Annotated in this window: 18 protein-coding genes; 2 read left to right on the top strand and 16 right to left on the bottom strand. The window is 46.9% G+C overall.

The annotated features are described in order from the left end of the window. Positions 1 to 32 precede the first annotated feature (32 nt). Positions 33 to 1,808: an oleate hydratase gene (locus BQ5375_RS01090; RefSeq protein WP_022132960.1), complete on the top strand. Its 1,776-nt coding sequence runs from the start codon at positions 33 to 35 to the stop codon at positions 1,806 to 1,808. 40 nt (positions 1,809 to 1,848) lie between these two features. On the opposite strand, the gene citG is transcribed toward BQ5375_RS01090, so the two are convergent. The 15 genes from citG to BQ5375_RS01015 form a co-directional block, all read right to left on the bottom strand. After that, positions 1,849 to 3,243, bottom strand: coding sequence for a triphosphoribosyl-dephospho-CoA synthase CitG (gene citG, locus BQ5375_RS01085; RefSeq protein WP_076917291.1), 1,395 nt, complete (start codon positions 3,241 to 3,243; stop codon positions 1,849 to 1,851). Further along, complete coding sequence (citC, locus tag BQ5375_RS01080; protein WP_022132958.1) at positions 3,240 to 4,286, bottom strand: [citrate (pro-3S)-lyase] ligase; 1,047 nt, start codon at positions 4,284 to 4,286, stop codon at positions 3,240 to 3,242. Before citC ends, citG begins: the two co-directional genes overlap by 4 nt. Positions 4,287 to 4,313: 27 nt before the next feature. Continuing rightward, on the bottom strand, positions 4,314 to 4,919 hold the full coding sequence (locus tag BQ5375_RS01075) for an MBL fold metallo-hydrolase (RefSeq protein ID WP_076917290.1): 606 nt from the start codon (positions 4,917 to 4,919) through the stop codon (positions 4,314 to 4,316). Between the two features lie 382 nt (positions 4,920 to 5,301). Further along, on the bottom strand, positions 5,302 to 5,748 hold the full coding sequence (locus BQ5375_RS01070) for a GNAT family N-acetyltransferase (RefSeq protein WP_022132956.1): 447 nt from the start codon (positions 5,746 to 5,748) through the stop codon (positions 5,302 to 5,304). A gap of 375 nt (positions 5,749 to 6,123) precedes the next feature. Next, a complete protein-coding gene (gene citF / locus BQ5375_RS01065; protein WP_022132955.1) occupies positions 6,124 to 7,536 on the bottom strand; it encodes a citrate lyase subunit alpha in 1,413 nt (470 codons plus the stop codon). Beyond that, entirely contained in the window at positions 7,529 to 8,410 is an 882-nt protein-coding gene (locus tag BQ5375_RS01060; RefSeq protein ID WP_022132954.1) for an HpcH/HpaI aldolase/citrate lyase family protein, read from the bottom strand. Before BQ5375_RS01060 ends, citF begins: the two co-directional genes overlap by 8 nt. Then, a complete protein-coding gene (citD, locus tag BQ5375_RS01055; RefSeq protein ID WP_022132953.1) occupies positions 8,410 to 8,676 on the bottom strand; it encodes a citrate lyase acyl carrier protein in 267 nt (88 codons plus the stop codon). Before citD ends, BQ5375_RS01060 begins: the two co-directional genes overlap by 1 nt. Before the next feature lie 40 nt (positions 8,677 to 8,716). Then, positions 8,717 to 9,253, bottom strand: coding sequence for a cob(I)yrinic acid a,c-diamide adenosyltransferase (locus BQ5375_RS01050; RefSeq protein ID WP_022132952.1), 537 nt, complete (start codon positions 9,251 to 9,253; stop codon positions 8,717 to 8,719). 87 nt (positions 9,254 to 9,340) lie between these two features. After that, on the bottom strand, positions 9,341 to 10,318 hold the full coding sequence (locus tag BQ5375_RS01045; RefSeq protein WP_076917289.1) for a lantibiotic ABC transporter: 978 nt from the start codon (positions 10,316 to 10,318) through the stop codon (positions 9,341 to 9,343). Between the two features lie 86 nt (positions 10,319 to 10,404). Further along, a complete protein-coding gene (locus tag BQ5375_RS01040) occupies positions 10,405 to 11,652 on the bottom strand; it encodes a methylaspartate ammonia-lyase (RefSeq protein WP_022132950.1) in 1,248 nt (415 codons plus the stop codon). A 150-nt stretch (positions 11,653 to 11,802) separates the two neighbouring features. Continuing rightward, complete coding sequence (locus BQ5375_RS01035; protein ID WP_076917323.1) at positions 11,803 to 13,269, bottom strand: methylaspartate mutase subunit E; 1,467 nt, start codon at positions 13,267 to 13,269, stop codon at positions 11,803 to 11,805. Continuing rightward, positions 13,265 to 14,656, bottom strand: a complete 1,392-nt coding sequence (gene glmL, locus BQ5375_RS01030) for a methylaspartate mutase accessory protein GlmL (RefSeq protein WP_022132948.1) — start codon at positions 14,654 to 14,656, stop codon at positions 13,265 to 13,267. The genes BQ5375_RS01035 and glmL overlap by 5 nt, the downstream gene beginning before the upstream one ends. Positions 14,657 to 14,704: 48 nt before the next feature. After that, positions 14,705 to 15,118 (bottom strand): methylaspartate mutase subunit S, encoded by a 414-nt coding sequence (gene glmS, locus BQ5375_RS01025; protein ID WP_022132947.1) that lies wholly within the window; start codon positions 15,116 to 15,118, stop codon positions 14,705 to 14,707. A 48-nt stretch (positions 15,119 to 15,166) separates the two neighbouring features. Further along, positions 15,167 to 15,724 carry a Fe-S-containing hydro-lyase gene (locus BQ5375_RS01020; protein WP_022132946.1) on the bottom strand — a complete coding sequence of 186 codons (558 nt, stop codon included), beginning with the start codon at positions 15,722 to 15,724 and terminating at the stop codon, positions 15,167 to 15,169. A gap of 12 nt (positions 15,725 to 15,736) precedes the next feature. After that, complete coding sequence (locus BQ5375_RS01015; RefSeq protein WP_022132945.1) at positions 15,737 to 16,576, bottom strand: fumarate hydratase; 840 nt, start codon at positions 16,574 to 16,576, stop codon at positions 15,737 to 15,739. A 638-nt stretch (positions 16,577 to 17,214) separates the two neighbouring features. On the opposite strand from BQ5375_RS01015, the gene BQ5375_RS01010 reads away from it, so the two are divergent. Then, the gene (locus BQ5375_RS01010; RefSeq protein WP_076917288.1) at positions 17,215 to 18,555 is read left to right on the top strand and encodes an MATE family efflux transporter; all 1,341 of its coding nucleotides are present in this window, start codon (positions 17,215 to 17,217) and stop codon (positions 18,553 to 18,555) included. A gap of 30 nt (positions 18,556 to 18,585) precedes the next feature. Here the strand turns inward: BQ5375_RS01010 and BQ5375_RS01005 are convergent, their stop codons facing one another. Beyond that, entirely contained in the window at positions 18,586 to 19,461 is an 876-nt protein-coding gene (locus BQ5375_RS01005; RefSeq protein ID WP_235849966.1) for a YitT family protein, read from the bottom strand. Positions 19,462 to 19,599: the final 138 nt, after the last annotated feature.

Below are 19,599 nucleotides of genomic sequence, written 5' to 3'. Positions count from 1 at the left end.
ACATATCACAGATTCCCAATGGAGGTTTCACTATGTATTACAGCAATGGCAATTATGAAGCATTCGCCCGCCCTTTAAAACCAGAAGGCGTTGACAACAAAACTGCATGGCTGGTCGGTTCCGGTCTTGCATCCCTTTCCGCAGCCTGCTTTTTGATCCGCGACGGTCAGATGAAAGGCGAAAACATCCACATTTTAGAAGAACTCAAACTTCCTGGCGGTGCCTGCGACGGCATTCAGGATCAGCAGCTTGGATTTGTTATCCGCGGCGGCCGTGAAATGGAAAACCACTTTGAATGTCTGTGGGACCTGTTCCGCTCCATTCCATCCATCGAAACTCCGGATGTTTCGGTTCTGGACGAATATTACTGGCTGAACAAGCGCGACCCAAACTATTCCCTGATGCGCGCTACACAAAACCGCGGCGAAGATGCCCACACCGATGGAAAATTCGCTCTTTCGGACAAAGCAGCTATGAGCATCATCAAACTGTTCATGACACCAGACGAACAGCTCTACGACAAAAAGATCACCGATGTACTGGACCCGGAATTCTTTGAGTCCAACTTCTGGCTCTACTGGCGCACCATGTTTGCCTTTGAAACTTGGCATTCTGCGCTGGAAATGAAGCTGTATATCCAGCGCTTTATCCATCACATCGGCGGACTTCCGGACTTTTCGGCACTCAAATTCACCAAATACAATCAGTATGAATCCCTGATTCTGCCGCTCATCCGTTATCTGGAAGCGCACAACGTACAGTTTGAATATGATACACAGGTCACCAACGTAAAATTTGAATTCGAAGGCAACAAGAAGATTGCCCGTCAGATTCTGTGCATCCAGCAGGGTGAAGAAAAAACCATCGAACTTACCGAAAACGATCTTGTTTTTGTCACCAATGGTTCCTGCACCGAAAATTCTTCTCTGGGTGACAATTATCATGCACCTGTCATGAACACCAAGCCGGGAGAAGGTGGCTGCTGGCAGCTGTGGAAAAATATCGCTGCACAGCATCCTGACTTTGGACATCCGGAAAAATTCTGTTCCAATATCGAAGCAACCAACTGGGAATCCGCAACCGTCACCACACTGAATGACCGCATTCCTCCTTATCTCCAGAAGATCTGCAAACGTGACCCATTCTCTGGAAAGGTTGTCACCGGCGGCATCATCACTGTCAAAGATTCTGCCTGGATGTTAAGCTACACCTTTAACCGTCAGCCTCATTTCAAAGCGCAGCCGGAAGGTCAGCTGGTCGGCTGGATCTACGGTTTGTTTACCGATGTTCCTGGAAACTTCATCAAAAAGCCGATGAAAGAATGTACCGGCATCGAAATCTGCGCAGAATGGCTGTACCACATGGGCGTGCCGGAAGACCAGATCATGGATCTGGCAGAACATTCTGCAAGCACCGTTCCATGTATGATGCCATATATCACCGCATTCTTTATGCCTCGTGCAAAGGGCGACCGTCCAAATGTCGTACCGGACGGCTGTGTCAACTTCGCCTTCATCGGACAGTTTGCCGAAACCATCCGTGACACCATCTTCACCACCGAATACTCTGTCCGCACCGGTATGGAAGCAGCTTACACCCTGCTCAACATCGACCGCGGTGTACCGGAAGTCTGGGGTTCCTGCTATGATATCCGTGCTCTGCTGGATGCTACTTCCAAGATGATGGACGGCAAAAAACTCACCGAAATCAAACTCCCATTCGGATACCGAATGATCGAGAAAAAAGCACTGGAAAAGGTGGAAGGAACCATCATCGAAGAGATGTTAAAACGCTATAACCTGATCTAACTTCTCATCAGTTATCTCTCAAAGAAAAGGAGGGCACCGTTTAGGTGTCCTCCTTTTCTTGATGACAAAAATAAACAAAGAAACACAGCGCCAGCAGATCGGCACAGCCGCCCGAGCTGATGTTTTTCTCGATAAAAAGTTTATCCAAGGATTGTACTTGCTCCTCTTTCACACCATTTTTCAGCACCTGTTGGGCCTCTTTTTGTGCCCAGAGAAGGGTCTCTCCGTCCGAGCGGGTGATGATATTGGTATCCTGTACCTTGGAAATTAATGCAATCAGTGCAGAAACACCTGCGTCATTCATGGATTTTCCCCGAGAGATTTCTTCCTTTAACTTTGGCAAGCCAATCTCAAACACCGAAGGAAAACCCTGTGCTGCTTCTCCGCGGATTCCGGTAATCCCATATTCTTTATATAATTTCTCTCCATAAGAAAGCGTCTCTTTTTTCTCGATGTCTTTAAAATCATCCATCAGATGTCGGCACATCTGTGCACACAGGTTGGAAAAATCCTTTTCCGAAGCGCTTTTATCCGCCATTCTTCCTGCCGCGGCACAGAAAATCCCCATCGAAAAAATCGCCCCCTTGTGGGTGTTTACTCCACCAGTTGCCTGTTTCATCTGTTCTTCTGCTTCCCGTCCCAGCGGACGCAGGGAGCAAAACAGCTCCTGTGGATTTTCTTTTCCTGCTAATCCCTGCAAGGCGCAGCTTTTAAAATAGGGATAGAGTGCACAGGCACTGTCTGCAAAGGTGAAGATATCCATATCTCGATGTGAACCATTGTTGTTTCGGTCTACCAGTCCTGGTTTTGGGGTTACATTAACCTCATATAGCAGAGCGCGGCAGGCATCCCGCGCAATCCGGTCAGCCAGACACTGATTCAAAAACTCACAGATGATCTCCACTGTCCTTGCCCATATCTCTTCGATCGAATGGGCGCGGCTGCGGGCACAAACTGCCGCCTTCTGACCGCAGACAAAACATTTTCTCGGCGGAAGGCCAAGATCACTCCGGGAAATTTTGGGAATATCCGGCGACATAACATCAATATCAAACAGCCGTCCCAGCTCTGAACCTTCCTCGATTGCTACCATCAGCTCTTTGATTTTCTTCGGAGATTCCCTTACCAGTAGATAACATTCGTCCCCTGTTTTTCCACAAAACTCCCGTTTTTCGAGGATTTCCACCCCTGCATAGGAAAGTTCGCGCAAAATTTGCCGCTTTCCTTCCACAAACGCCTGGGTAAAAAGTGGAAAACTTTTAATTGCCCCTGCAATATTTAAGGTAAAACTGATGAGCGTTTTCGGGGAGTTTCCTGTTTCTCTGCTCATCATCTCCTGCTGACGGCAAACCCTTTGCTCCTTTGCGTCCAGAATCTGCGAAAGAGAAATCGGTTCCTGCTGTTTTAAGCTGTCCAGAAGTTCTGCTGTTCTCATCCGTTTTTCTTTTCCTTTGCTAATTTTTCAGCTATTTTCTGTCCTTCTTCGGATACCAGAAAATCAAAGGTCGTCTGCGGTACCAACTGCCGGATGGTTTCATAGTCCCCTTCTACCATGCACGCGCGCACCCTGGATGCACTGATCTCCACACCATCCTCTTTTTTACGCAGAATCTCCACGACTTCGATGCCATACTCGCCCAAGATTTCCTTCATCGCGCTGTTATAGGCATTGGTTACCGGGCAGAACGGCTCAGTGCCGACAAATCTCTTTGTGATACCCAGTTCCTTTGCAAAATATTCGCAGAAGATGCGCAGGTCAAGCTCGCAGTTGATTGCTTCTGCTCGGTGCTGCTCCTTGATAAAATAGGTCGGAAACACTGCGGAAGAAATGAGGTAATCCGAAGTATGGTGCAGGATAACATTTTCCAGTCCTCTGATTCCCTCTTTGACCAGCTGATAGCGAACCGATGCCGGGAAGGCGCTGCGATCTTCCGAAAGAACAAACAGATGCAGCACATCACATTGAGAAGCTGCTGTTTCAATCAGATAGCGGTGACCATTGGTGAATGGATTACAGTTTGCAACGATGGCACCGATGGTTTTCGGGTTTCCTTTCGGACGCTCGAGGTTCTGTACATACTGTTTGATTCCATCGCGGACATTTTCCATCAGCAGAACATCGGCTGTTTCAATAATTGGAAAAAATCCCAGATCGGAAAACATTGCCCTGTTTTTGGGTTTGGTAAAGACAAAGAGATGTTGCTGTCCCACTTCGGAGGCATGGTTTAAAAGTAGGGTAACCACGCGGGACGAAAGGCCTTCGCCCTGATAACGGTCATCCACCGCCACACATTTAATCACGTTCTGCTGCAAAGAACCGGTCGCTGCGATCTGTCCGTCCTGTGTGGTGAGATTGACAGTATATTCCACCCCTTCGTCATACTGCAGCTGCATGGATTTTAGAAATTCCTGCACCTTTTTCTTTTTTCTTCCGGTAAACGGAGTTCCAAATTCTTCGTAAAACTGGCTGTATTCCATCGTGCCTCTCCCTTGTTCTTTCTTTGATTACCAGCAAATCTCCTCTCCTGGTTTTAAAATCAGGCGATTATCCGCTGGGAAGCTCTCTGCCATCTGCTGTGAAAACAGCTCACCGGGCTTCATATGTACCGGTACATTCTGCTTTGCCCCAATAATTTTAGCGCATCTTGCTGCTTGCTGTGCATCCATATTATAGATGCCGTCGATCGGCAAAAAGGCATAGTCAAGCTGTTCTTTTGCAAGTTCCTGCATTTCTTCGGTCTCGGAGGTATCGCAGGCAAGATACAACTTCTTTGAGCCTGTTGTAATAACAAAACCCACACAGGCATTCTTTGGATGGTTTCGGTTGTAAGCTGCCACAGCCTGAATCTGTACATCCTGCTGCTGGATCTTTTGATAATGGATTGTTCCATCTTTGTCCTGACTGATAAAATCTTTTGCCCGCAGTATCTTGCCATCTGGTTTGAGCGCAACCAACTGAACCTGATTGTGATCGCCGTGCTCATGGGAAACCAATACCAAATCGGCTGGGAGGTCGTAACCTTCCCCTGCAAACGGATCAATATAAATAACACATCCGGCATCACTTACCAGTCGAAAACTGCCATGTCCCTGATACAAAAAATCTGCCATAAAATGTCCTCCCTTCCTTTCCTTTATCCCTTATTATACCCTTTTCTTCGGTCCTTTAAAAGGGCTTACTTTGTCTTTTCCCGCAATGTTTTGCACAATCCTCTAGGTCAGTTTACAAAGAACTTATGAAGGCAGCAGAAATAGACTTCTAACAACAAAGTGGCTTGTTCTTTGGCACATAACCGTTGTTGACATCATTTCCTTGCTGCCTAGCAAAGAAATGGCATTTGAAACGGCAAAAAACAGACAGATTTTCCTCTTAAAATTAAATAGGAAGGAAAGCCTTTTAAGGACTTTCCTTCCTCGATTGCCTGTGTTATACTTCGTTCAGTTTGCCATTGCTTGACTCGGCTGGCTTTCCTGTCTCCGCAACAAATGGAAGTTACTGTATCGTTAATGATAGTTCTATTTCATCTTCGTCCACTGTTCCAGTCTCTGTAAAGCCTCTGCTTTTATACAAATTTAGCGCTTGGATATTATCTCTATTACAGGTTAAGGTTACCCGATTTGAAGAGCCAAAAGGTTTGACTTTGATATAATCAAGTACCTGATCCAATGCAGCTCCACCATAACCCCGTCTCTGTTTTGATTCATCAATCATCATATGCCATATATCATATTCCGGGATATCATAATCGTAAATCACCATAACATAGCCAACCATTGTATCATCTTCATATATTCCAAAAGGTTGACATTGCTCCCTATACACATAAGCCTGTGCAAGACTGCGAATCGGATGTGAAACAAATCGCTCCTGTCCAGGTGCAAGTTTTAGATTAAATGCGTCAATGAAATTTTCTTCTGTAATTTTTCTAAGATTAATCATAAGTTCCTCCATAAATTGTCTTAATTTCACTGGTAAGTTGGTCTTGTATGAACATCTATCGAGAACAGAAGATTACATCAAAAAGCAAATAAAAAGCCGTGGTTAATAAACCACGGCAAAAAACCTATAAAAATATTATAACGCAACCGAGGTCCTCAAAAGATATTCAGATTTTATATTCGTTCTGTTATTTGTCATAATGAAGCACCTCGCTTTCTATTAGATTTTATATGATTATAATACTAATCGTTGATAATGTCAATGATAGTCCATGTGTTTATCATGATACAAAAAGGATTCCCGATAAAACGGGAATCCTTTTTAGAATAAATATAGAACAAATTTTGTTCGTTTTAGCATGGGTTCTTATGCTCCCTATTTTACCGAGTGGATTTCATCCAGCAAGGTTCCGTCGCGGTAAATAACCTTAGCAACAACCTTCTCACCCATCTGAACTGGCTTCGGTACGCCTGCAAGTTCTTCTGCCATGCGTTTGAGGTCAGCAATCTCAACAACCGGCAGTTTTGCATCGATCAGTTTCTGTTTAAGTTCCTGATTCTTTCCGCCTGCTGTGTTGACTGCGATACCTCTCTGGGTAACAACAACGTCAACGGTCTTGCCAGGAGTGGAGATGCACAGGCATCTGTCTACAACCAGTGGCAGTCTAGCACGGGTCAGCGGAGCAATGATGATAGCCAGTTTTGCACCTGCTGCGGTATCACAGTGGCCACCGGAACCGCCCATGATATAGCCGTTGGAATCAGTGTGTACGTTAACGTTAAAGTCAAGGTCAACCTGAGTTGCACCCAACAGAACAACGTCCAGATTATCAACACCGGCACTCTTGCCGCTGACACCTGCATACTGAGTTGCAGAAACTTCCATATGTTTTGGATTGGAACGGATGGATTCAACTGCTTTCAGGTCGAAGCACTGTACGTCCAGCAGAGCCTTGAAGCAACCTTCCTCCAGCATATCAACCATATATCCGGTGATACCGCCCATACCGTAGCTACCATGGATACCTTTTTCCAGCATCATCTCTTTGACATATTTTGCAGTAGCCAGGGTTGCGCCGCCTGCACCGGTCTGGAAGGAGAAGCCGTCCTTGAGCAGTCCGGAAGCATCGATAACCTTTGCAGCGTAGCTTGCCATCTTTAAGCCAACTGGGTCACGGGTGATCTTGGTGGTACCGGAAACGATACCAGCAGGATCGCCGATCTGGTCAACCGCTACCACATAGTCAACATAAACTTCTGGGATGGAGAAATCAACCAGCGGATATTCTACCAGGTTATCGGTGATAACAACAACCTTCTTTGCGTTCATGGCATCTGCAAATGCATAGCCGATAGAGCCGCAGGCAGATTTACCGAATTTACCGGTGCAGTTACCCATATCATCGGAGGTAGGAGCTGCGATAAATGCGATATCAATTTTGGAGGTGCCTTTTTCCATGTCGGAAGCACGGCCGCCGTGGCTGCGGAAGATAACCGGTTTGTCCATGATGCCTTCAGAGATTGCTTTACCAACCTTTGCACCCATGTAGTTGCATTCGATGCCGGTTACAACACCGTTTTTGATGTGTCCGATAATTGGTTCGTGAACATCAAAAACAGAGCTTGCGTTGACAGTCAGGTTTTTATATCCCATCTGTGCGATCTGTTCCAGAACCATGTTCAGGACATAGTCGCCGTTTCTCATGTGGTGATGGAAGGAGATGGTCATGCCATCCTGCAAACCACATTTTTCAATTGCTTCTTTGATAGATGCTACTAACTTACTCATCGTCTTCCACCTCTCCAAACATTGCTTTTTCCATCTCGATGACCTGTCTTGCACGTTCTACGATTGGAGCATCGATCATCTTGCCTCGCAGAGAAACAACGCCTTTGCCCTGTTCTTTTGCAATGCGGATGGTTTCCATAACTTCATGTGCATAATCAATCTCTGCCTGTGTTGGGCTGAATACTTCGTTGATTCCCTCAACGTGTCTTGGAGAAATCGAAGCCTTGCCGGAGAAGCCCAGAGATTTTGCAAATCGAGCATCTGCATACAGACCATCGATATCGTCAACATCGGTAAATGGTGTGTCGTAAACATCAACGCCGCATGCACGAGCTGCACAAACCAGTCTGGTGCGGGCATAGAAAATCTCGTTGCCCTCTTTGGTTCTCTTGCAGCGCAGGTCAGCAGTGAGGTCCTCACCGCCTAAGAACAGTGCAGCAACTCTCTCGTCAGCAGAAGCAATCTGGAATGCGTTTTCAACGCCCATTGCAGTTTCGATCAGTGGGATCAGTTTTACAGTGTTCTTTTCGAAGCCGCATTTTTCTTCCAGCTTGGTGATGTACTCGGAAACGGTTTTTACGTCCTGAGCACAGCTTACCTTTGGAGGCATAATCATGTTTGGTTTGAGCGGAATGATTTCATCCAGGTCGTGGGTCCAGTAATCGGTTTCAACTGGATTGATACGGATGATGATTTCGCAGCCTTTGTAGTGCAGGGATTTGAGCGCGTTGCGCACCAGAATACGGGCAGAATCCTTTTCAGCCGGAGAAACAGCGTCCTCAAGGTCGAGGATGATGCTGTCTGCACCCAGCACGTCACCGTTCATCAGAAGGTTTGGGGTGTTGCCAGGGATAAATAACATAGATCTTCTCATTACTGTTCCCCTCCTGCTCTCTTGATGGCGGTTTCTACGCGCGCTTTGATAACACAGTCGATTGCACCTTTGTCATTAACAGAGATTTTGCCGGAAGTAACGCCCAGCTCATCCACAACTTCGCGGATGCTCTTTTCGATTTCCTGTGCAAACTGGTTATATACAACCGATTCGATGCTGATTTCCAGTTTATCAGAAGGTTCTACCTTTACATATACGTCGCTCGATTCCAGTGTTCCTGCAACGGCGTTTGTTTTAATGTTCATGGTTTTGTATTCTCCCCTCATATTGTTTTGGGATAATCCTTTATTCTTCAATTCCCTTGCGGCATGGCATACCAAGGTCAAAAGGATGTTTTTCCTTGACAAACTTGGTCACATAGTCCGCGCGGTCGGTCAGCGCACTGATGTCCATTCCGTACTGATGTCCGGTGATAACAAGTTCTGTTCCTTCCGGACGTTTGTCCATCATTTCCAGGAGCTGATCTTTCGGGATGGTTCCCAGATTATAGGCATCGATGACCTCATCGAGCACCACCAGGTCATAATTTCCGGAGAAATATTTTTCTCTGACCTCATCAAATTTTTTCTGGAATTTTTCTTTGTAAAATTCCTGCTGTTCCGGGGTCAGATTAAACATAAATGGAATTGGGCCTTCATTTTCGATGTAATCGACACCTGGCAGGGAACGGATTACCGATACCTCACCGCTGTTTGGCTCCTTGAGGAACTGATAAACCAGAACCTTGAAACCATGTCCAACACAGCGCACAATCTGTCCCATTGCTGCGGTAGTTTTTCCCTTTCCGTCTCCATAGTAGAGCTGAATACAGCCTTTCTGCATAATGAATGTGCCCTCCCTTCCTTAAGGTAAAATTTTTTTCATAACAAAGGCCGCACCTGTATTGTGTGCAGCCTTTGTCCCGATCTTTTAATAGATTCGTTCAATCTTATCGATATCCGATCCAATCTTTGGTTCTTCCTTCTGTCCTACCAGTCCGACGATCAGATAACATTTTCTGACCGGATCGTATGGAATATCCTTGATCAGGGTAAATCCTTCGATCTCTCCACTGCTTCGAACGTGGTTTCGCGGAGCGGTACATTCATAGATGACGTCTCCGATGCTGATGTGCTCCTCATCGTGGAAGGAAATCGGAACATTCTGCTCAATGACTGCCTTTACCTTCTTTTCAATCATATCCAGAGAAACAATTGGTTTTTCCTTAAAGCAAAGCACGAAGCCATGTTTTACCTCTGCGTGCTCATAGTCCTCCGGATGTCCGTGCGAAAGGAAGTAACCGGTAATATCCTCCGCAGAATGTACCATCTTGCGGTAACGGATCGACTTAAAGACGATGTTGGCAATGTCCTGCGGGATTGGTCCAAACAGGTCCGGTCGGGTTACGATGACCTCTTCCCCGACGCCAAGCATCAGGTCCGCGTTGACCGGCAGGTCACTTCCTTCCCTCTTGAGGAAAGGATAAACCAGATCAAAGTGTTCTACGACCACTCTCTTTCCCTTCTGGATTGCCGCCATGATGGCGCGGGCCAGCTCAGGGCACTGAGTGAATCCCTGCTCAAAGCGGATATCCAAATGATAGGTGTGCGGGGTAGCAAAGAGGGAAAATCCCTTTTTGCTGATACTTCCCATTCCCAACGGGTCATCCAGCATCTCCAGCAGCGGCAGAGGGCGAACGTTGACACCTTCATCATCATTTGTCAGTTCCAAACCTGGGAACATACCTTTAACCAGCATACTTTTTCCCGAACCTGCGTCACCGATTACGCCGATGAGCTTGTCGGTCGGGCGAAGATACTGCTGGGCAATCTGCATTCCCAGTTCGGCCATACGGATATTGCCTCGCGGAGCAAAATAGATACTGTACAGATGGCTGATGTACGACATGAAATGCCTCCCTGTCCTGATACGCGGATAGGGATTCTGTGCCAGAATCCCTATCCGTTTTCACCTTTTACGGTTTGTTTATTTGACTAGCATTTTTTTGCATTTCTCAGAGCGAGAACACGGTTCATTTCGTTGTAAACGATCATGAAGCCTTCGTCAACGCCCATACCTGGTTTAGCAAGGATCTGGTCTGGTTTGGTAGCCATTGCGCAGTCTACGCAAACCTGGCAGGAACGGTCTGTTTCGTTGCAGGTACCGCCCTGGTATGCGCCGAATCCATGTTCTTTGCAGTAGAGAACTGCTTCGATGGTGTTGTTGATACCACCAAGGTCTGGGGTCTTGATCTGAGCCATGTGGCCAGCTTTGTTGTCGCAGAAGTAGATAACGTCTTCCAGAGTGTTGCACCATTCGTCAGCTACCAGCTCAACGTTGATGCCGCGTCTGTCAACTTCTTCTCTCAGGCCTTTGAGGCAGAGCATCTGTTTTTCTCTTTCGCCTGCATCCATTGGGCCTTCGATTCTCAGGTGGAATGGTTTAGCAGCTTCTTCGAGCTCTGCCAGATAATCTGCCATTGCTTTGAAGTTGTCATCGCCAAATGCCTGACCGATGGTTCCGTATACGTCAATGTGGAAGATTGGAGCGTAGGAATCATCTGTGCGCAGTTTGAGGATACGATCTCTCAGCCAGCAAACGTACTCTTTGAGTTTGGAGCCGTCTCTGCCCAGTTTTGTATCAACGTTGTTGATCAGAGCGTGTGGCAGGATTGCAGCACCTTTGAGGATCATCTTATCTGCGTTTTCATAACGGTTATCACCGGACTGGGTGAAGATCGGAATTGGTGTTTCGGAAACGGTTGTGCCGTATTCGTCAGCAACAACTTCGCTCATCAGACGTTTTGTAGCTTTTGCAACTGCGTCCAGGATTGCCTGGGAAACGCCGTAACGGATTGCGGTATGCAGTCTCTTGCCGTCAACTTCGATTGCTTCCATCATTTTGGTCAGTTCTCTGAAGTTGTCTGCTTCTTTGCCTACCAGAGCAGGTTTGATATATTTATCGATAACTGGGATGAAGTCCTCAGCCAGGAACAGAGGGTCACGGCCGCCTGCACCGGAGTACTGAACTGCTGCACAGTCGCCCCATGCAACCTGTCCGTCTTCCAGAACCAGCATAACCGAGATGGACTCGCCTGCCTGACGGATGGATTTGAATCCAGGAGTCATTGTGTCGCCAAAGTAAGCAGCACCGTCGGAAACTGCTCCAGATTTGATTGCTTTCTGGTCGTCAAAGAAGAAACCTGTACGGCCTGGTGCGCATACTACGTTTACGATTTTCATTTTAAAAATCTCCCTTCTTATTTGACCCAAAAGGCATCTTGGTCTTTTGGGTGCAAACCCGGATGTTAAAACCTGGGTTTGAAATATTCATTGATCCGGCGCAGAGTTTTACTGCGCCGGTTTGTCACAGTAAGTAAAATCCCTGATCGATTAATATCTTGGTCTGCCTACCAGACGGCCTTTGCTGATTGCATAAACGTCGTCAATAACCATCTGGAAAGAAACTTCACGGTTTTCAGCTTTGCCGCGTTCTGCCAGTTTTTCTTTGTGGAATTTCTTCAGGTCATCGGTGAATGGCAGGTTGCCAACTTCCAGAATACGAACTGCACCGCCGTTGTCACGAGCTGGCAGCATGATGCCTGCGTTGCATTTTGCAGGACCGAATGGGATATCGATAACACCTGCATTGATTGCAGCGATTGCACCCAGGATGATGTCGCCATGACCCAGAGCGATTACTTTGTCCATGATGCATCTGGTTTCAGCTTTGATAACTTCTTTTTCATGCTCCAGACGGCTTCCTACGGTTACCTGGTCAACCAGCATGTTGGTCAGCTGTTTGGTGCAGCGCAGACCCTGTGCGTTAGCTTCCTTGGTTGGAACGCCAGCAGCTTCATGTGGAGTTTTAACGATAACTTTGGTAGCTTTTGCCAGAGCAGCACAAGCAGCACCCCAAGAGATTACGCCGAATGCTTTTGCTTCGTCAGCTGGGAAACCGCCCATCCACTGATGGAATACGGTAGTAACATTAACATCGGTATAACCGAATTTGTGCATGTATTCGTCAGTCAGCTCTTCCAGAGTTCTGATTGCAGCAACGTCCTGAATCTGGTTACCCAGCTGGCCGTAACCAACAGTGATGTTCTTAACACCCTGTTCAGCAGCAGCCAGAGCTTCGATGATTGCAACCGAGTGAGAGATACATGGTGGAACCAGAGTACCGGTCAGAGGGCCGTATGGCTCACGGTTGATTGCAACGCCAGCCTCTTCATAAATACCGGTCAGACGGTCAACGTACTGCCAGTCATACATGGTCTGTTCAATCGGAATATTTTTAGCGTATGGGATGTTGTAGGAGATACCGCCGCCTTCGTAGGAGGTAAAGCCGCCTGCGTAAGCGATTTCGGTCAGCAGTCTTGCATCTGGGGTACCATGTCTTACCTGAAGAGGAGTATCCAGAGCTTCTACTACCTGACGGCAGCCGCGTACACCATGGTTAACTGCTGGGAAGCCGTTGAGGAATGGATGGAAGTTGCCGTTTGCCATACCTTCTTTTTCACGACGGATACCTTCTGCACAGTTTTCATACTGGTTCTGACGGGTATAGGAGTCGATGGTGGTTGGCAGCAGGTCTGCTTCACCAGCATCCTGCAGATGTTTGAGCAGTTCGATGTGGTTTTCGATCAGACCAACACCAGCTCTTGGCTGAACCAGGGTTTTGCCCTCTTTCTTTGCCTTGTTGAGCTTGTTGGAGAAAACTTTATGTTCTGGCAGGGATTTGTGGTAAGCGATTGCTTCGTCCAGATCTACTTCTTTACCGGTTTCCCAGGTAGCAAGAACTTCTTTACGGATTTTGTAAAATTCGTCGTCTCTCAGCTTTTTATTTTTGATATCAATCATTTCCATCTTTTACCAGCTCCTTTTTCATGATTCTCAACGCCACGTCAGGATATTCGGTGCTCAAAAGGCCCATTGCAGCCAGAATATACTTTCTGTCTACCAGAACCTGAGCGTCCTTTGGCTTGAGGGAGAATGCATCGATTGGATTAAACAGCGCGTGCGATGCGATCTCGGCTGTTCTCTTGGTGTGGATCAGTGCTCCTCCGGTTACGATTACCGTCTTAACTGCGGTCAGATCCTTTCCGGTCTGCATATAGCTGATACCCATTGGAGAATAGTACTGTTCCAGATGTCCTGCATGACGGGTTACTGCAACCTCAATAGCAAGGGATGCAAGTGCAAAGTCGATTGCTTCCAGCTCATCGTCATCATTGGATGGAACCACGTCGGTGTGGGTTCCCAGATAATCGATCAGTTCCTTGCAGCGTTCCTCGCTCAACCCCGAAAGTTCAGACACACGCATGATATCGGTTGCATCCACGATTCCATGAATGCTGTAACGCATGCCGATGTCGCCCTCTACGGTACGTTTTGCATACTCTTCACGCAGACCTTTTAATGCAGTCATGCCTGTGGTTGGAAGTCCGTAGGACATCGAGTAGATATCGGTGGTTGCTCCGCCTAAGTCAACGCCGACCAGATCGCCGATTCCGTCCTCGTCCTTGGTTCCCTTTGCAAGCAGCTTCATCGCGGTCAGCATTGCCGAAGGGGTAGGCATCAGGATGCCCTGAATCAGCTGTTCGGCATTGCTTAAACCTTTTGCTTTGACAATCTGCTCCAAAAAGATGCTGCGGATCTTCTGCTGAACCGGCTCAACATTTGGAATATCGAGCCTTGGCATAACGTTTTCGCAGACATAGGTCTGTTTGTCTTTTAAGATCTCTTCACACTGGTCAGCACAGTTGCGGTTTCCTGCGATAATAATCGGGAAATGGTTCTTTGCTCTTGCCAGCATGCGAGCGTTATAAACGATGTTTTCCTTGTTGCCGCCGTCCGTTCCACCGGTCAGCAGGCAGATATCCGGATTGATCTCATCGATTTCCTGAAGGTCTTTTTCGGTCAGTTCATAGGAGTAGGTTTTGAGAACCTTTGCTCCTGCGCCAAGCGATGCCTGTCTTGCTGCTTTTGCGGTCAGCTCCGGAACCAGGCCGATTGCAACCATACGGAGACCTCCGGCTGCACTGGAGCAAGCGTACTGCTCCTCAAACTCGATATTGCCAATTTTTTCTCTTAAAATTGCGAGCGCATTGTTTAAGCCATTGATAATATCGGTTTCAATTGTGGTATAGCTTTGTGCTGTACCCAGAATTTTTTCTTCATCCACATCGACTGCGGTAATTTTAGTATAGGTACTTCCGAAGTCGATCAGTAAAACAGGCTTCATTGCCTTCACCCTCTTTAAGTAATCTGCTTGTTTTTGACAAACGATTCCTTATTCAATACCCAGGTCTTTTTTCAGGCAGTCGATGGTAACCTGTGGGTCGGTGCCAGGACCAAATGCGCGGTCAAAGCCCATTGCTTTGTAACGTCTCTCGATTTCTTCAACCGGAACTTTACCAACAACCAGGTTACCGCCTGCGTACAGCAGGATTCCTTTGAGGCCTGCCTCGTCGCATTTTTCTCTCATGCCTGTGCAGTCGATTTCGCCCTGTCCGTAAAGGGAAGAAACGATGATTGCATCTGCACCAACTTCTACTGCTGCTTTAATGAACTCATCCTGCGGAACCAGTACACCCAGGTTTGTTACGTCAAATCCAGCGTCCAAAAATGCACGGTTGAGGATTGCATTACCTACTGCATGAACGTCTGCACCGATAACGCCAAGGATCAGTTTTTTCTTTTCCATTTTCTTGCACCTCTTAACAATGTTTTGTGGTATGCTTTTTTATCTCAGTTACCGGAGAGATTCAAGATATTCTTTTCTTCCGGTTTCATACAGATTGTTGCCTTCGCAGTCGATGATAACGAAAGCTGGCAGATCTTCAACTTCCAGACGTCTGAGTGCTTCTGCGCCCAGATCTTCGTATGCGATGATCTCTGCCTTTTTGATGCAGCGGGAGAGCAGTGCGCCTGCGCCGCCGATTGCACCAAAGTAAACTGCACCGTGTTCTTTCATTGCAGCAATAACTTCAGGGCTTCTCTTACCTTTTCCGATCATACCTCTCTGACCGAGTTTGATCATGGTTGGGGAATATGCATCCATACGGTAGCTGGTGGTTGGACCTGCAGAACCGATAACCTGATTGCCTTTTGCCGGAGCCGGACCTACATAGTAGATAACAGAATCCTTTGGATCAAATGGCAGTTCTTTGCCCTGTTCTACCAGTTCGCACAGACGTTTGTGAGCTGCGTCTCTTGCTGTATAGATGACTCCCGAAATTAATACGCTATCTCCACATTTTAAGTCTTTTACCTGCTCTAAGGTAAGTGGAGCTGTTACTCGTTTTTCCATAACCTTCTCCTCTTATAACTCTACAGATTTATGACGTGTCACATGGCAGTTGATGTTAACTGCGATTGGCAGGCCGGCAATATGGGTCGGCATCTTTTCGATGTTAACTGCCAGAGCGGTGGTCTTGCCGCCGACACCCTGTGGGCCGATGCCCAAAGCGTTGATCTTTTCGAGCATCTCTTCTTCCAGCTGTGCATAGAACGGGTCTGCGTTGCGGACGTTGGTGTTTCTCATCAGTGCTTTCTTTGCAAGCAGTGCTGCTTTATCAAAGGTTCCGCCGATGCCGACACCAACTACGATTGGTGGACATGGGTTTGGACCTGCATCCTCAACAACTTTGAGGATAAAGTCCTTGACGCCCTGCAGGCCATCGGATGGTTTGAGCATCTTGATCTGGCTCATGTTTTCGCTTCCGAAACCTTTTGGAGCAACGGTCAGTTTAAAGCCGTCACCAGGAACAATATCATAGTAGATCATTGCAGGAGTGTTATCGGTGGTGTTGACACGGTCCAGTGGATCTCTTACGACCGATTTGCGCAGACAGCCTTCGGTATAACCCTGGCGAACACCCTCGTTTACTGCTTCTTCCAGGTTGCCCACAATATGAACATCCTGTCCGATTTCCATAAATACGCAGGCAACACCTGTGTCCTGACAAACTGGAACGTATGCATCCTCAGCGATCAGATAGTTCTCGCGGATGATGCCCAGAATGTTTTTAGCCAGTGCCCAAGGCTCTGCCTGTTCGCTTGCGTTGATCTTCTCCTTAATATCCTCAGGAAGATAGGAGTTTGCTTCCATGCAAAGACGTTTTACCTGAGCGGTAATGTCCTTCGCATTAATCTCTCTCATCGTGTTTTCCCTCCCGGTTGTTTTTGGTTTGGTTATAAATCGTTCCAGAACAAATCTGCGCCAGGCCAATTCCTGTTTTCCCCTTGCTGCACAAATTCATTCTGTTTTGATAAACGCTTCGGGTTTCCCTTGCGTGTATATCCATTTTCATTTTTAACAAAAAACTACTGCGTGTTTTAATTTATCACCAATACATTTTGTTTGCAAGTTTTGATTCAAAATAGATTTTTTATGGTTTCTTTCCTTTCTTATACAGAAACCATAAATTTGTTTGAAGTTTCCAATCACTTTAAACGAAACGCACCTGTGATTTCTTTGACGAGCGTATTTTTTTGTTTAATTTATCTATAAAATTCAATATTTTTTTGTGGGTGCATTTTCCATAAAAAGTACCAGAAAATACCGGATGCTTTCAAGTACAATATACCACAAATCCCTCGGTTTTGAAACACTTTTATGTGATAAATTTATTGGTTTTATTTTTAAATATTTTATCTAACCAGAATTGCTGTATTGATGAAAAAAGAATGTCATTTTTCATAAATATCTTTTGTTTTAACATAGCTTCGGATATTGTGTTGTGCTATAATAGGAGCTGCTTTTGAGCACAACCAATCACTGTGAAAAGAGGAATGATGATGCAGACCAGAACCATCGATCTGACCCGCGGCAGCATTATGAAAGCACTGCTTTTGTTTGCTGTACCGCTTTTTATCTCCAACCTGTTCCAGCAGCTGTACAACACCGCCGACACTATGATTGTCGGAAACGTATTGGGCGATCAGTCACTCGCCGCTATCGGCTCCACCTCCGCCGTGTTTGAATTGATCATCGGATTTGCAAACGGTGTGGGCAGCGGATTCGGCATTGTAATTGCCTGTCTGTGGGGCGCCAACGACCGTGAAAAACTGAAAAAGGCGGTAGCCTCCTCGTTAATTTTGAGTTTGATGCTAAGCGCTGTTTTGATGATCGTTTCTTTTGTTGCGCTCAAGCCCCTGCTGATCCTTCTCAAAACGCCTGCTGACATTCTGGAAGAAGCCTATGGCTACATTTCCATTATCTGCATGGCGGTCGCCATCACCATGCTCTATAATCTTGGGGCTGCTCTTTTACGTGCCATCGGTGACAGCATCACCCCGCTGATTGTTCTGCTGATTGCTTCGGTATTAAATATTGCACTGGACTTTCTGTTTATGACCCGATTTTCCATGGGGATTGCCGGGGCTGCCGTCGCCACCGTCATCGCGCAGGGCGTCTGCTGTATTTTCTGCTTCTGGTTTATCCTGCGCCGCGCAAAGGTCCTGGTGCCTTCCCGCAAGGATTTTTCCTTTGATTCGGCTCTGTGCCGGGAACTTCTGGAACAGGGCTTTTCGATGGGATTTATGCTCTCCATTGTCTCTCTGGGAACGGTTGCCCTGCAGTCCTCTATCAATGTACTGGGCACCCAGATTATCGCTGCACATACAACAGCCCGCAAACTGTTCGGTTTGCTGACCATGCCATTTGCCACCGTAGCTGCAGCAATCGCTACCTTCACTTCCCAGAACAAGGGTGCAGAGCAATATGACCGCATCCGTCAGGGTGTATATCAGGCAAATATGCTGACCACCATCTATTCTGTTGTCGTCACCATTCTGATCTTTTTATCGGCTCCATTTCTGGTTCATGTCATGAGCGGTTCCTCCGACCCGTTTATCCTGCAAACCGGTTCCATGTATATGCGCATCAATTCCCCATTTTTTATCGTGCTGGGCGTACTACTTAATCTGCGAAACGCTCTTCAGGGAATGGGACGCAAAATCATTCCATTGTTCTCCAGTATCATCGAACTGGTCGGAAAGGTCATCTTTGCTTCACTGCTCATCCCATTTATGGGGTATCTCGGTGTATGCTTCTGTGAGCCGTTTGTCTGGAGCTGTATGGCATTGCAGCTGTGGTTTTCCTTCTACCGCAGCGAAGAAATCCGGGCAGTCAAATAACTCCCTGACCCAGAAAATTTTGTACTGGTCCTAGTCACCCATCTGGATGTACTTGAAGCCTTCTCCATGTACCTCGTTGGATTCCAGCACTACCATGAAGGAAGCCGGGTCTGCCGCTTTGACCGCCTGCTGTACCTGATACATCTGTTTATCGCTGCATGCACACATAACGACCTGTTTGTCATCCTTGCTGTAATCGCCTGCCGCCTTGATGAGGGTGGAACCGCGATGACAGGTATCCTCGATGGTCTGGGAAATCTTGTCCCCATGGTCGGTAACAATCAGGGTGAGCTTTCCGGCATTTGCACCGTACATTACCTTATCGATCACCGCGGAGAAGATAAAGTTCACGATCATACCGTAGATAACACCATCCACATCCTTAAAAAGGATGCCGCCTGCCATGACAATGACAAAGTCGGTCAGGAAAACCAGTTTTCCCAAAGACAGATGCGGATGCAGGCTCTTGAGCGCCATCACCATGAAATCTGCACCTCCGGTAGAGGAATTTTGCATATAAATGAGTGCATAACCGATTCCCATAATAACCCCTGTGCAGAGGGCAGCAAGCAGACGATCCCCGTCATACGCCGGGAACATCGGCCCGATATAGTCTATGAAGAAAGAAGAGATAATCATACAGCGGATAGAACGGAAGAAAAATCCCTTTCCCAGCAGCTTATAGCACAGCAATGCCAGCGGGATGTTGAGCACCACGATGGTTGCGCCCAGCGGAAGCCCAAACAGACGATTGAAAATCAGGGCGATGCCCGAAAATCCGGTCAGCGGAAATTCAGCATTGACCGCAAAGCTGTCCAGTGCAACTGCAACCAAAATTCCGCCCAGTGTTTCCATCAAAAATGGGATAATCCTCCGTTCCCATTTCTCCTTCATTGTCAAACTCATGCCGTTTCCTCTTTTCTTTCTGTCTTTTTTCCATTTTCTTTCCTACGAAAAAAGAGCGTTTGCAGATCTTCCATATGATCCGCAAACGCTCTTTTCTGTTTTTAACTATATCATACAGTTTTTTAAAAGTCAAGCAAT

Origin of the sequence: Negativibacillus massiliensis (genome assembly GCF_900148495.1) — a bacterium.
GTDB lineage: Bacteria > Bacillota > Clostridia > Oscillospirales > Ruminococcaceae > Negativibacillus > Negativibacillus massiliensis.
Note: the sequence above shows the minus strand (reverse complement) of the source record. Positions and strands in the feature narration are given on the sequence as shown.

What these genes read in the sequence shown, in the direction of transcription:
- BQ5375_RS01090 (WP_022132960.1), top strand. Translation starts at nt 33, where the DNA reads ATGTATTACAGCAATGGCAATTATGAAGCATTCGCCCGCCCTTTAAAA.
- citG (WP_076917291.1), bottom strand. Translation starts at nt 3,243, where the DNA reads ATGAGAACAGCAGAACTTCTGGACAGCTTAAAACAGCAGGAACCGATT.
- citC (WP_022132958.1), bottom strand. Translation starts at nt 4,286, where the DNA reads ATGGAATACAGCCAGTTTTACGAAGAATTTGGAACTCCGTTTACCGGA.
- BQ5375_RS01075 (WP_076917290.1), bottom strand. Translation starts at nt 4,919, where the DNA reads ATGGCAGATTTTTTGTATCAGGGACATGGCAGTTTTCGACTGGTAAGT.
- BQ5375_RS01070 (WP_022132956.1), bottom strand. Translation starts at nt 5,748, where the DNA reads ATGATTAATCTTAGAAAAATTACAGAAGAAAATTTCATTGACGCATTT.
- citF (WP_022132955.1), bottom strand. Translation starts at nt 7,536, where the DNA reads ATGAGTAAGTTAGTAGCATCTATCAAAGAAGCAATTGAAAAATGTGGT.
- BQ5375_RS01060 (WP_022132954.1), bottom strand. Translation starts at nt 8,410, where the DNA reads ATGAGAAGATCTATGTTATTTATCCCTGGCAACACCCCAAACCTTCTG.
- citD (WP_022132953.1), bottom strand. Translation starts at nt 8,676, where the DNA reads ATGAACATTAAAACAAACGCCGTTGCAGGAACACTGGAATCGAGCGAC.
- BQ5375_RS01050 (WP_022132952.1), bottom strand. Translation starts at nt 9,253, where the DNA reads ATGCAGAAAGGCTGTATTCAGCTCTACTATGGAGACGGAAAGGGAAAA.
- BQ5375_RS01045 (WP_076917289.1), bottom strand. Translation starts at nt 10,318, where the DNA reads ATGTCGTACATCAGCCATCTGTACAGTATCTATTTTGCTCCGCGAGGC.
- BQ5375_RS01040 (WP_022132950.1), bottom strand. Translation starts at nt 11,652, where the DNA reads ATGAAAATCGTAAACGTAGTATGCGCACCAGGCCGTACAGGTTTCTTC.
- glmL (WP_022132948.1), bottom strand. Translation starts at nt 14,656, where the DNA reads ATGAAGCCTGTTTTACTGATCGACTTCGGAAGTACCTATACTAAAATT.
- glmS (WP_022132947.1), bottom strand. Translation starts at nt 15,118, where the DNA reads ATGGAAAAGAAAAAACTGATCCTTGGCGTTATCGGTGCAGACGTTCAT.
- BQ5375_RS01020 (WP_022132946.1), bottom strand. Translation starts at nt 15,724, where the DNA reads ATGGAAAAACGAGTAACAGCTCCACTTACCTTAGAGCAGGTAAAAGAC.
- BQ5375_RS01015 (WP_022132945.1), bottom strand. Translation starts at nt 16,576, where the DNA reads ATGAGAGAGATTAATGCGAAGGACATTACCGCTCAGGTAAAACGTCTT.
- BQ5375_RS01010 (WP_076917288.1), top strand. Translation starts at nt 17,215, where the DNA reads ATGCAGACCAGAACCATCGATCTGACCCGCGGCAGCATTATGAAAGCA.
- BQ5375_RS01005 (WP_235849966.1), bottom strand. Translation starts at nt 19,461, where the DNA reads ATGAGTTTGACAATGAAGGAGAAATGGGAACGGAGGATTATCCCATTT.